The organism is Nocardioides sp., from assembly GCF_050246775.1.
Classification (GTDB): Bacteria; Actinomycetota; Actinomycetes; order Propionibacteriales; family Nocardioidaceae; genus Nocardioides.
The window spans coordinates 34,694-46,599 of sequence record NZ_JBFWVK010000001.1; the positions used below are offsets into that span (position 1 = coordinate 34,694).

Annotated in this window: 10 protein-coding genes; 3 read left to right on the top strand and 7 right to left on the bottom strand. The window is 66.0% G+C overall.

Annotated elements, in window-relative coordinates:
• Position 1: 1 nt before the first annotated feature.
• On the bottom strand, positions 2-1,435 hold the full coding sequence (locus AB7I40_RS00160) for a gamma-aminobutyraldehyde dehydrogenase (protein WP_428345403.1): 1,434 nt from the start codon (positions 1,433-1,435) through the stop codon (positions 2-4).
• Positions 1,436-1,636: 201 nt separating this feature from the next.
• Here AB7I40_RS00160 and AB7I40_RS00165 point away from each other — a divergent pair, with 201 nt between their 5' ends.
• The gene (locus tag AB7I40_RS00165; RefSeq protein ID WP_428345404.1) at positions 1,637-2,836 is read left to right on the top strand and encodes an LCP family protein; all 1,200 of its coding nucleotides are present in this window, start codon (positions 1,637-1,639) and stop codon (positions 2,834-2,836) included.
• Here AB7I40_RS00165 and AB7I40_RS00170 read toward each other — a convergent pair.
• On the bottom strand, positions 2,829-4,427 hold the full coding sequence (locus tag AB7I40_RS00170; protein ID WP_428345405.1) for an amidohydrolase: 1,599 nt from the start codon (positions 4,425-4,427) through the stop codon (positions 2,829-2,831). The genes AB7I40_RS00165 and AB7I40_RS00170 overlap by 8 nt on opposite strands.
• 144 nt (positions 4,428-4,571) lie before the next feature.
• Between AB7I40_RS00170 and AB7I40_RS00175 the strand changes: the two genes are divergently transcribed.
• Together AB7I40_RS00175 and AB7I40_RS00180 are read left to right on the top strand one after the other, a co-directional pair.
• Positions 4,572-5,948, top strand: coding sequence for an aspartate aminotransferase family protein (locus AB7I40_RS00175; protein WP_428345406.1), 1,377 nt, complete (start codon positions 4,572-4,574; stop codon positions 5,946-5,948).
• Positions 5,949-6,191: 243 nt separating this feature from the next.
• Entirely contained in the window at positions 6,192-6,380 is a 189-nt protein-coding gene (locus AB7I40_RS00180) for a hypothetical protein (protein WP_428345407.1), read from the top strand.
• A 4-nt stretch (positions 6,381-6,384) separates the two neighbouring features.
• On the opposite strand, the gene AB7I40_RS00185 is transcribed toward AB7I40_RS00180, so the two are convergent.
• Genes AB7I40_RS00185 through AB7I40_RS00205 form a run of 5 tightly spaced genes read right to left on the bottom strand, consistent with a single transcriptional unit; the run spans position 6,385 to position 11,740 of the window.
• On the bottom strand, positions 6,385-7,782 hold the full coding sequence (locus AB7I40_RS00185; protein ID WP_428345408.1) for an NAD(P)/FAD-dependent oxidoreductase: 1,398 nt from the start codon (positions 7,780-7,782) through the stop codon (positions 6,385-6,387).
• Positions 7,779-8,603, bottom strand: a complete 825-nt coding sequence (locus AB7I40_RS00190; RefSeq protein WP_428345409.1) for an ABC transporter permease — start codon at positions 8,601-8,603, stop codon at positions 7,779-7,781. Before AB7I40_RS00190 ends, AB7I40_RS00185 begins: the two co-directional genes overlap by 4 nt.
• Positions 8,600-9,475, bottom strand: a complete 876-nt coding sequence (locus AB7I40_RS00195) for an ABC transporter permease (protein WP_428345410.1) — start codon at positions 9,473-9,475, stop codon at positions 8,600-8,602. The genes AB7I40_RS00190 and AB7I40_RS00195 overlap by 4 nt, the downstream gene beginning before the upstream one ends.
• A gap of 5 nt (positions 9,476-9,480) precedes the next feature.
• Positions 9,481-10,647: an ABC transporter ATP-binding protein gene (locus AB7I40_RS00200; RefSeq protein WP_428347906.1), complete on the bottom strand. Its 1,167-nt coding sequence runs from the start codon at positions 10,645-10,647 to the stop codon at positions 9,481-9,483.
• Positions 10,631-11,740 (bottom strand): polyamine ABC transporter substrate-binding protein, encoded by a 1,110-nt coding sequence (locus AB7I40_RS00205; protein ID WP_428345412.1) that lies wholly within the window; start codon positions 11,738-11,740, stop codon positions 10,631-10,633. The genes AB7I40_RS00200 and AB7I40_RS00205 overlap by 17 nt, the downstream gene beginning before the upstream one ends.
• Positions 11,741-11,906: the final 166 nt, after the last annotated feature.

The following is an 11,906-nucleotide window of genomic DNA, read 5'->3' on the forward strand; positions in this document are numbered from 1 at the left end:
CCTACTCTCCGATGTAGGACATGACGTGCTTGATGCGCGTGTAGTCCTCCAAGCCGTACATGGACAGGTCCTTGCCATAGCCGCTGTGCTTGAAGCCGCCGTGCGGCATCTCCGAGATGAAGGGGATGTGGGTGTTGATCCACACGACGCCGAAGTCGAGTCGCTTCGACATCCTCATCGCCCGGGCGTGATCACGCGTCCAGACACTGGAGGACAGGCCGTACTCGACGCCATTGGCCCAGCGCAGCGCCTCGGCCTCGTCACTGAACTTCTGGACGGTCATCACCGGACCGAAGATCTCGGACTGGATCTGCTCGTCGTCCTGGCGCAGGCCCGAGAGCACGGTGGGCTCGTAGAAGTAGCCGCGGTCCCCCTTGCGGCTGCCCCCGGTCTGCACGGTGGCGTGGTCGGGCAGTCGGTCCACCATTCCGGCCACGCGATCGAGCTGGTTCTGGTTGTTCAACGGCCCGTAGTACGTCGCCTCGTCGTCGGGCATGCCGGTCGGGAGTCCCTTCGCGGCCTCGGTGAGGGCTGCGACGAAGTCGTCGTGGATCCCGGAGCCGGCCAGCACGCGGGTGGCCGCCGTACAGTCCTGGCCGCCGTTGAACAGCCCGGCGCCGGCGATACCCGCTGCTGCCTTCTCGACGTCCGCGTCGTCGAAGACGATGACCGGCGCCTTGCCCCCCAGCTCGAGGTGGACCCGCTTGAGGTCCAGGGCGGCCGAGGTGGCGACCTCCATGCCGGCGCGCACCGAGCCGGTGATCGCCACCATCTGGGGCGTCTTGTGCTCGACGAGCGCACGACCGGTGCCGCGATCACCACACACGAGGTTCAGCACTCCCGGCGGCAGGAACTCCTGCGCCAACTCGGCCAGCAGCGTCGAACTGGCGGGCGTGGTGTCGCTCGGCTTGAGCACGATGGTGTTCCCGCCGGCGAGCGCAGGGGCGATCTTCCAGATCATCATCAACAGCGGGTAGTTCCAGGGCGTCACCTGGCCCACGACCCCGATCGGCTCGCGACGGATCCACGAGGTGTGATCGGTCAGGTACTCCCCCGATGACTTGCCCTCGAGCACACGCGCGGCGCCGCCGAAGAAACGGAAGTGGTCGGAGGCGTAGGGCATCTCCTCCGCCATGGTCAGCCCCAGTGGCTTGCCGGTGTCCCGGCACTCGACGCGGTTGATCTCCTCGATCCGTGACTCGATGGAGGAGGCGATCCTGAGCAGCGCGAGCTGTCGCTCCTTCGGGGTCGTCTCGCCCCAGGCCTCGAAAGCGGCGTCGGCGGCCCGGTAGGCCCGGTCGACGTCCTCGGCGCTGGACAGGGGTGCGGTCGCGTACACCTCCCCCGTGGTCGGGTCGACGACGTCGTAACTCTCTCCTGACGCCGCGTCGACCAGCTCGCCGTCGATCACGTTGCGAAAGGTTGTCTGTGCCATCTCAGGTCCCATCCAGTCCGGAGCCCGGCTGTTCATCCGGGTGCCACGGAGCCTAACGACACCTCAACGGATTCTGTAGGGGTCTGCCGCTGTTTTCGATGGATTCCACAGATTTGACGTTCTTTGGCATTCGAAACCGGAGCAACCAGTGATACGACAGGATAGAAGGAAGCAGGTGGGGCGGGACTCGAGGGGACACGGATGCGGCGTACGACGATGGCGGGGCTGTTGGCGGTCCCGTTGAGCATTGCCGGCCTCTACTGGCTGATGCTCCACGGCTTCCTCAAGACGTCCGCGATCCTGCTGGTCGTCGCGGTGCTCGGCATGCTGTTCGCCGCCGTCTGGGAATGGCGCCACGGCCACCGCAAGTGGGCCTCCCTGCTCCTGGCCGGGGCGGTGCTGACCTCGGGAACGGTCGGCTTCTACGGCTGGAACCTCAATCAGAAGCTCGACAACATTCCCCGCATCAAGCCGCCGGCCGCGATCGATGAGGGCACCCGCCCACCGGAGGAGAAGGAGACCAAGGCGCTCAACATCCTGTTGATGGGCGCCGACAACCCCGACCAGAAGGCCGACAAGCCGACCATCGCCGAACTGTTGTCCGATGGGCAGTGGGACGTGGGGGCGTATCGCAGCGACACGATCATGGTCGTGCACATCCCGGCCAACCGGAAGTCCGCCTACGTCGTGTCGATCCCGCGTGACTCCTATGTGCCCATCTTCGACGAGGCCGGCGCGACGCAGGGGAAGAACAAGATCAACGCCGCGTTCTCGGAGTACGGGCCCTTCGGCACCCTGCGCACCGTGGAGAAGTTGACCGGTCTGCGGATGAACCACCTGGCCGTCATCGACTACGAAGGCTTCCGCGACCTCACCACTGCCATCGGCGGAGTGGACGTCTACGTGCCCGAGACCGTCTACGACAGCTATCAGGACCAGACCTGGGAGAAGGGCTGGAACCACCTCGAGGGCAACCTGGCGCTGAAGTACGTGCGCCAACGCCATGGTCTGATCAACGGCGACTTCGATCGGGTGGCACGCCAGCAGAACTTCCTGCGCGCCGTGATGGAGAAGGTGCTCGACGACGGCACGATCGGCAACCCGGTGAAGTTCACCAAGACGCTCGAGGCCATCACCAGTCACCTGACCGTCGACGAGGACTTCAGCAACGGAGAGATCCGTGGGCTGGCGCTGAGCCTCAACGGCCTGGATGCCAAGAAGGTCAAGTTCGTCACGCTGCCGCTCGACCACTACGAGACGGTGGAGGGCGTCGGATCGGTCAACATCATCGACGCCGCGCGCGCCAAAGAGCTGTGGAAAGCGGTGCGCGAGGACAGGATCAACCGCTACCTGGACAAGTACCCCGACGACGAGCTCGGCGACCAGCAGGACGTCAGCTGACGTAGACCGGCTCGCCGTCCACCCAGGTGGAGACGACTCGGGTCGCGCCGATCTCCTGGACCTCTCCGGCGAACGGGTCGCGGTCCAGCACCACCAGGTCCGCCACGGTGCCAGGATCCAGCACGCCTGACTGGTCGCGATGGTTGATGCGCGCCGAGCCGGAGGTGTACGCCGCGAAGGCAGTCGTCAGGTCGATGGCCTGAGCTGGGAGGAGTGGATCGGAGCCTTCGATCCCCTCCGCGCCGTACGCCGTGCGGTTGACGGCCACGTGGATCGCGGCAAGAGGGTCCGGCGAGGACACCGGCCAGTCGCTGCCCATCGCCAGTGCGGCACCAGCGCGGACCAGGTCGGCGAACGGGTACTGCCAGCCGCTGCGTTCGGGACCCAGGACCGGGATCGTGAGGTCGACCATCTGGTCGTCCTTGCAGGCCCACAGTGCCTGCAGGTTGGCGGTCACCCCGAGCGCTGCGAACCGGGGCACGTCGTCGGGATGGATCACCTGGAGATGGGCGACATGGTGCCGGAGCTCGCGACGGGTGCCGGTCAGGGCGTCGAGCGTCTCGCGCACCCCTCGGTCCCCGATGGCGTGCACGTGCACCTGGAAGCCCTCGGCATCCAGGGCCGCGACGTACTGCCTGAGCGCCTGCGCGCTGATGAACGAGTGGCCGAGGTTGGCGGTGGCGTGGCCGCACCGGTCGAGGTACGGAGTCAGCATGGCGGCGGTCCCGTTCTCCGCGATCCCGTCCTGCATGATCTTCACGCTGGTGGCCCTGAGGCGACCGTGGGTGAGAGCCGCCCTGCGCGCGATCAGCTCGGGCACCTGCTCGAGGCCGCGCTCGCGCTCCCACCACAGGGCTCCCACGACGTCAGCGGTCAGGTCACCGGACTCGGCGGCGCGCAGATAGGTCGCGGAGGGGTCGTCGATGCCGGCGTAGGTGCCCAGGATCGCGTCCTGCCAGCCGGTGACTCCGAAGGAGTGGAGGTGACGCTGCCCCTCGAGGAAGCCTCGGTAGAACTCGTCGGGGTCGGTGGCCGGGATGAGGCGAGTCACCGCGGCCATCGCCCCCTCGTGCAGGGTGCCGGTGGGCCGGCCGTCGGCGTCCCGGTCGAAGTGCCCGTCATCCGGGTCGGCAGTGGCCCGATCGACCCCGGCCAGGTCCAGGGCGCGGGAGTTGACCCAGGCACCGTGATGGTCACGGTTGACCAGGAAGACCGGTCGGTCCGCGACGAGGGCGTCGAGGTCGCTCGCCTGGGCCGTGCCTCCCGGGAAGGCGGCCATGGACCAACCCCCACCGAGGATCCACGGCAGCTCGGGATGGCTGGCGGCATACTCCGCGATCCGCGCGAGGTAGCCAGCACGGGTCTCGACGTCGGACAGGTCGCAACGGATCCGCTCCAGTCCGCCCTGGACGACGTGTACGTGCGCATCGACGAAGCCGGGCGCCACCAGGCCGCCGGCGATATCGACTACCAGATCCGCGTCCTCGCCGCGACCGAGCCCCAGGACCACCCCGTCCTCGATCACCACCGACTCCCCCGGGAGGTGACGTCGGCCGTCGAAGACGCTGCCGTTGACGAAGGTGGTGATCACGACCGGGCCTGCGGGGTCAGCGTCATGTCCGATTAGTATCAGGTGCCCTCACCAGCGCAAAGGATGCGACGAAATCCGCAATGAATCGTCCCCAAAACCACGAATTCACTTGCCGAAAGTCGGTCGAGACGGCACGATTGGTCCATGGATCAGCACCCCGACTACGACCACCTGCAGCAGGCCGCGAAGGACCATCTCTGGATGCACTTCACGCGCCATTCGACGTACGACACCTCGGACGTGCCGATCATCGTCCGTGGTGAGGGCGCTTACATCTACGACGCCAAGGGCAAGCGCTACCTCGACGGTCTGGGCGGGCTCTTCGTCAACCAGCTGGGTCATGGTCGCACCGAACTGGCCGAGGCCGCCGCGAAGCAGGCGGCCAGCATGGCCTTCCACCCGCTCTGGTCCTACGCGCACCCGACCGCCATCGAGCTGGCCGAGCGGGTCGCCGACTATGCGCCCGGGGACCTCAACCGGGTCTTCTTCACCACCGGCGGCGGCGAGGCCGTGGAGTCGGCCTGGAAGCTCGCCAAGCAGTACTTCAAGCTGACCGGACAGCCCACCAAGCACAAGGTGATCAGCCGCGCGATCGCCTACCACGGCACCCCGCAGGGAGCCCTGTCGATCACCGGGATCCCGGGCATGAAGGCACCGTTCGAGCCCTTGGTGCCCTCGACGTTCCGGGTGCCCAACACCAACTTCTACCGTGCGCCCGTCCATGAGGACGACGAGGAGGCGTTCGGTCTCTGGGCCGCCAACCGGATCGCTGAGGCCATCGAGTTCGAAGGTCCCGACACCGTCGCGGCCGTCTTCCTCGAGCCCGTCCAGAACTCCGGCGGCTGCTTCCCGCCGCCGCCCGGCTACTTCCAGCGGGTGCGCGAGATCTGCGACGAGTACGACGTGCTGTTGGTCAGCGACGAGGTCATCTGTGCCTTCGGTCGACTCGGTCACATGTTCGCCGCCGAGCGTTACGGCTACCAGCCCGACATCATCACGTGCGCCAAGGGCATCACCTCGGGCTACGCCCCGCTCGGCGCCATGATCGCCTCAGACCGCCTGATGGAGCCGTTCCTGCAAGGGCACAACTCGTTCATGCACGGCTACACCTGGGGCGGTCACCCGGTGGCCACCGCGGTCGGTCTGGCGAACCTCGACGTGTTCGAGAAGGAGAACATCCTCGATCACGTCCGCAGCAACGAGGACGGCTTCCGGGCCACTCTGGAGCGGCTCACCGACCTGCCGATCGTCGGCGACGTCCGCGGCGCTGGCTACTTCTACGGCATCGAGCTGGTCAAGGACAAGGGCACCAAGGAGACGTTCAACGACGCCGAGGCCGAGAAGCTGCTGCGCGGCTTCCTGTCCAAGGCGCTCTACGACGAAGGCCTCTACTGTCGCGCCGACGACCGTGGCGACCCGGTCGTCCAGCTCGCTCCGCCGCTGATCTGCGACCAGTCCCACTTCGACGAGATCGAGCAGATCCTCCGCGTCGTCCTGGACAAGGCCTACACGTTGCTCTGACAAGCCCGGGGGGGCCAAAGCGGCTGGCAGTTGAGCTGCGACCCATCGCATGATGGGTATCGCGCCAACTGCCAGCCGTTTGCATGTCCGGCCGCCGCAGGTTTCACCGGCTGACCGGTGATTGTGGCGGTTGTCAGCCAATACAACGGCTGACAACCGCCAACAAGCACTGACAACCATCGCCTTAATCCGCACTTTCTTGATATAGTCACCAAACTTACTAGCCATAGGTGACGGGTCGCGGTGCTTGAGTACGACGGGCAGCAGGACCAGTCAGACGACCGGGCCACACTCCGCCTGGTGGCTCGGATCTCCTACGCGGTCACGATCGTGCCGCTGGTGGTGTTCGAGCAGTTCACGGCACTTCCCGGCACCTTGGTCGCCTGCGCAACCGCGCACTACGTCGTGACCCGGCGGCGAGACGCGAGCTGACGCCTCACGAGTCGAAGCCGAGCCCCATCCGGTCCAGCGTGCGCAACCACAGGTTGCGACGGCCCTGGTTGCGGTCGGCTTGGTCGAGGGCGTGTCGCGTCAACGTGATCCCGGCGTACCGGAACGGCTCGGGTGGGAACGGGAGGGGCTTCTCCTGCACCATCTGTGAGCGCGTCCGCTCGGTGTCCTCGCCGTGCAGCAGGTCCAGCATCACGTCGGCGCCGAAGCGGGTGGCCCCCACTCCGAGGCCGGTGTAGCCGGTTGCGTAGGCCACCCGGCCCTGGTGTGCAGTTCCGAAGAACGCGGTGAACCGGGTGCACGTGTCGATCACACCACCCCAACGATGGCTGAACCGCAGCCCCTCGAGCTGCGGGAAGGTCTCGAAGAACTGCTGGGCGAGCAGCTGGTGCGTCGTCATCGCCTGCTCTCGTGCCCGCGAGATCTGGGAGCCGAAGTAGTAGACCGCGTCGTAGCCACCCCAGAGGATCCGGTTGTCCAGGGTGAGCCGGTAGTAGTGGAACTGGTTGGCACTGTCCCCGACCCCTTCTCGGCCGGACCAGCCGATCGAGGCCAACTGCTCGGTTGTCAGGGGCTCGGTCATCAGGACGTAGTCGTACACCGGCACCGTCATCAACTTCAGGCGGCGAAGCAGCGGCGGGAACGCATTGGTTGCCAGGGCCACTCGTCCCGCGCGCACCGAGCCGTGAGCCGTGTGGACGACGACCGCGCCCCCGCTCGACTCCAGCCGGGTCACCGGCGAGGCCTCGTGAATCATCACACCCTGCTCGAGGCACGCCCGACGAAGTCCCCACGCCAGGCGGGCCGGTTCGACGAGCGCCGTGCCGGTTCGGTCCAGCAGTCCGCCGACGTAGGCCGGGGAGTCGACCAGCCGACGGGTCTGCTCCTGGTCCAGCAACTCGACCTGGTGACCGTGATCTCGCATCGACTGGGCGACCTCGGCCAGCTCCGCGAGCTGATGGGGGGCCAGCGCCACATCGAGCTCGCCGGTCGTCTCCCAGTGGCAGTCGATGCCGTAGCGCTCGATGGTCGCACCGATGGCCGCCAGGTTGTCGGCACCCAGGCGATCCAGCAGCTCCAGCTCCGAGGGCCACCGGGTGATGCCGTTGCCGAAACCATGCGTCAGGCTCGCCGACACGAAACCACCGTTGCGTCCGCTGGCCTGGTCACCGCACGAGCCGGCATCCAACACGACGACCGACGAGCCTGGGTAGCGCTCCACCGAGCGCAGCGCCGTCCACAGTCCGGTGTAGCCACCACCTACGACAACCAGGTCGGCACTGAGGTCTCCGCCGAGCGAAGGGAGCTGCTCGGGGCGGGCCGGGTCGTCGAGCCAGTAGACCGACGCTTCGGTGTCGGCGAGCGACGGGTGTGGCTCCCTCATGAGGCGGCGAGCGCCCTCTCCTGCCTTCGCCGATTGAGCTCCGAACCCACGACGATGGCGATGGAGATGACGAACATCAACGTCCCGACCACGTTGACCTGCATGGGTACGCCGCGTTGGGCGGCGCCCCACACGAACATCGGGAACGTGGTGGTGGTCCCGGCGTTCAGGTTGGTGATGATGAAGTCGTCGAAGGACAGCGAGAAGCTCAGCAGCGCCGCCCCGAGGATGCCGGGGAACACCAGCGGGAAGGTCACCCGCCAGAAGGTCTGCGAGGGCGTCGCGTAGAGATCCATGGCTGCCTGCTCCAAGGTGTCGTCCAGGCCAGCCAGGCGTGCCCTGACGGTCACCACCACGAACGACAGGCAGAACATGATGTGGGCGATCAGGATCGTCCAGAACCCCAACTGCCCGCCGAAACCGGTGGCGACGAAGAGCGCCAGCAGAGAGGAGCCCATCACGATCTCGGGCGAGGCCATCGGCAGGAAGATCAGCAGGTTCATCGATGAGCGCCCTGCGAAATCGTGCCGCACCAGGGCGAACGCCATCAGGGTCCCGAGCAGCGTGGCCACCACGGTGGCGGCCAGGCCGATCGACATGCTCCGTCCCACCGAAGCGCACATCCCCTCAGCCGTGCAGGGGTGCAGCCAGTTGTCGAGCGTGAAGCTGTCGAAGCGGTAGACCAGCTTGCTCTTCGGTGCGTTGAAGCTCATCAGCACGACGATGACGATCGGGACGAACGTATAGGCCAGCACCAACATCCCCAGGATGAGGATCAGGTGCTGCCGCAGCCACCGGGTGAGGTTGCGCCCGGCGTTCACAGCAGCTCATCCGTTCCTGCGCGGCGCACGTAGAACAACACCATCACCACGATGAGCAGCATCAGGATCATCGACAGGGCCGCGGCTGCCGGGTAGTCCCCCGCGTCGGTGAACAGGTTCTGGATGACGTTGCCGACCATGCGCTGGTTGGGGCTGCCCAGGAGTTGGGCGTTGATGTAGTCACCCGCGGCCGGGATGAAGGTCAGCAGCGTGCCGGAGACCACGCCGGGCAGCGAGAGCGGCCAGGTGACTTTGAAGAAGCCGACGACGGGATTGGCGTAGAGGTCGCTGGACGCCTCGATCAACCGGTGGTCGATCTTGTCGACGCTCGCGAAGAGGGGGAGCACCATGAACGGCAGGAAGTTGTAGGTGAGGCCCGCGATTACCGCGACCGGAGTGGCGAGCAGGCGCCCGTCACTCCCGAGCAGGTGGAGGAACTGCAGCGTGTTCACCACGAACCCGTCGTCGGCGAGGATCAGCTTCCACGACAACGTGCGCAGCAGGAAGCTGGTGAAGAACGGGGCGATGACCAGCACCAGCATCAGGTTCTTCCAGCGTCCGGCCTTGAACGCGATCGCGTAGGCGAGCACGTAGCCGAGCACCAGGCACAGAAGCGTGGAGATGCCGGCGTAGACGATCGAGTTGAGGATCGGTCCCCAGTTGGACCAACTGACGGGCTTGCCGTAGTCGATGATCGCGTGCCAGTAGTTCGAGAACGCCCACGTCATGTCGTAGCCGGTGAGCACGGACCCGTTGGGGTCGTAGAGGCTGGTCGCGATCAGCGTGTAGAACGGGATGACGAAGAACAGCCCGAGCCATGCGACCCCCGGGACCAGCAGCAGATAGCCGGTGAGTCCGGTGCGGCGCTTCATGTCACTCACAAGGCGCCCTCACCAGCTCCAGCGCCTGCGTCCTGGTCGTGGTCGAGCAGGAACGCGTACTCCGGGCGCCAGGACAGCTCGACCTTGTCGCCCGTCGCGAAGAGTCGTCGACGGCCGGTGTTCTGCTCGAAGACCTGGAGCTCCTGGCCCCAGGGCATCCGCACCAGGTACTGCGTGCTGACTCCCACGAAGCTCACGTCGGTCACGACCCCACCGGGAATGGTGTTGCCGGGAGCGTCCAGCGCCTCGCCGACATCCCCGATCAGCACCTTCTCCGGCCGGATGCCGACCCAACCCTTGTCGCCGTCGGCGTGGCTGCGGCCGGTGGGGATCGACACCGAGATTCCGTGCATGTCCACGGTGACCACGTCCGCCGCCCGGGCGGTGACCGTGCCGTCGATCAGGTTGGACTGACCCAGGAAGTTGGCCACGAAGGTGGTGCGGGGATTCTCGTAGAGCTCGTCGGGTGCACCCATCTGCTCGATGACGCCCTTGTTCATCACCGCGATGGTGTCGGCCATCGTCATGGCCTCCTCCTGGTCGTGGGTGACGTGGACGAAGGTGAGCCCCACCTCGGTCTGGATGCGCTTGATCTCGATCTGCATCGCGCGCCGCAGCTTGAGATCGAGCGCACCGAGCGGCTCATCGAGGAGCAGCACCTCTGGCTGGTTGATCAGCGCTCGGGCAAGCGCGACTCGCTGCTGTTGCCCGCCGGAGAGCTGGGCCGGCTTCTTGCGGGCCTGACTGGTCAACTCGACGAGTTCCAGCATCTGGCCGACCTCGGCCTCGACCTGGGCCTTCTTGCGACGACGCAGCCCGAACGCGACGTTCTCGAAGATGTCGAGGTGCGGAAAGAGCGCATAGCTCTGGAAGACCGTGTTCACCGGTCGGCGATAGGGCTTCTCGTAGGTGATGTCCTGCCCGGCCAACGTGATGCTTCCCGAGGTGGGCGTCTCCAGCCCGGCCACCATCCGCAGCGTCGTGGTCTTGCCGCAACCCGAAGGCCCGAGCAGGGCGAAGAAGGACCCGCTGGGCACATCCAGGTCCAGGTTGTCGACGGCGGTGAAGGTGGCGAACTCCTTGGTGACCTGACGCAGTCGGAGGCCGGTGAAATCCTTGTCGTCGGAAGACGACTTCGAGAATTGATCAGCCACCTGTGACATCGGCCCAGTCTCCTTCGTAGTTGCGTTGCTGTGCTTCGGTGAGCGCCATGAAGGCGAAGGTCTGGTCGAGCGTCTCGGAGTCGGGGAAGATCAGCGGGTTGTCGACGAGGCTCGGGTCGATCTTCTCCATCTCCTCACGCGCTCCCTCCACAGGACAGATGTAGTTGACCCAGGCGGCGAGCTTCGCGGCCACGTCGGGCTGGTAGTAGTAGTCGATCCACTTCTCCGCGTTGGCCTGGTGCTGCGCCAGGTTCGGCACCAGCATGTTGTCGCTCCAGAGCGACAGTCCCTCCTCCGGCACCACGAACTTGATGTCCGGGTTGTCGGCCTGGGCTGAGATCACGTCGCCGCTCCAGGCCTCACAGGCCACGATGTTGCCGGCAGCCAGGTCTTGGATGTACTCGTTGCCGGTGAAGGCCCGCACCTGGCCGCCTCGGACCACACCGCGCAGGTAGTCGATAGCGTTGTCCCACTCGGTGTCGCTGAACTCCGCAGGGTCGGCGCCGATGACCTTCAGCACGAACCCCATGGTGTCGCGCATCTCGGAGAGCAGCGTGATCTTGCCCTTGAGCTCCTTGCTCGTGAGCAGTTGCTCGAAGCTCTTCACCTCGCCGACCTTGGCGGAGTTGTAGGCGATGCCGGTCAGACCGCTCTGCCAGGGCGCGTGGTAGGTCAGATCAGGATCCCAGTCACGCCCTTGGAGGGCCTTGATGAGGTTGTTGTGCAGGTTGGGGACCTTGGCGGCGTCGAGCGGCTGGATCCACCCCAGGCTGATCATCCGCGCGGCCATCCAGTCGGTCAGCACGATCATGTCTCGCTTGATCGGCTCACAGGCGCTCAGCTGGTTGCGGACCTTGGCGAAGAACTCGGCGTTGTCACTGACGTCATCGGTGTAGTCGACCTCGATGCCGGTCTGCGCCGTGAACACCTGGCGGGTGGAGGTGCCCTTCTTGTTGTTGGGGTCGATGTAGGCCGGCCAGTTGGAGACGATGAGCTTGTTGGACGTCGCCGACAGGTCCTTTGCCCGGCACTTCAGGGGATCCTGCTGGGCGCCCGCGGTTGAGAAGGACGAGATCAGCCCGATGCTGCCCACCCCGAAAACGGCGAACCCTCCTGCTTTCAGCAGCGTCCTACGACTTGGCTGTCGAATCTCGTCGACCAATGCTCCTCCTCCACCCGTCCCCCGGTCTCGGCACTCTGACATTTGGCGGGCGCTGAGGACAAGGGATTCCGTGGAAAAGTTGTCTAAGAACGACGAA

Bases quoted from the DNA above. Each gene is read 5' to 3' on its own strand.
- AB7I40_RS00200 (WP_428347906.1), bottom strand. From the start codon at position 10,647: ATGTCACAGGTGGCTGATCAATTCTCGAAGTCGTCTTCCGACGACAAG.
- AB7I40_RS00185 (WP_428345408.1), bottom strand. From the start codon at position 7,782: ATGAGGGAGCCACACCCGTCGCTCGCCGACACCGAAGCGTCGGTCTAC.
- AB7I40_RS00160 (WP_428345403.1), bottom strand. From the start codon at position 1,435: ATGGCACAGACAACCTTTCGCAACGTGATCGACGGCGAGCTGGTCGAC.
- AB7I40_RS00175 (WP_428345406.1), top strand. From the start codon at position 4,572: ATGGATCAGCACCCCGACTACGACCACCTGCAGCAGGCCGCGAAGGAC.
- AB7I40_RS00165 (WP_428345404.1), top strand. From the start codon at position 1,637: ATGCGGCGTACGACGATGGCGGGGCTGTTGGCGGTCCCGTTGAGCATT.
- AB7I40_RS00195 (WP_428345410.1), bottom strand. From the start codon at position 9,475: ATGAAGCGCCGCACCGGACTCACCGGCTATCTGCTGCTGGTCCCGGGG.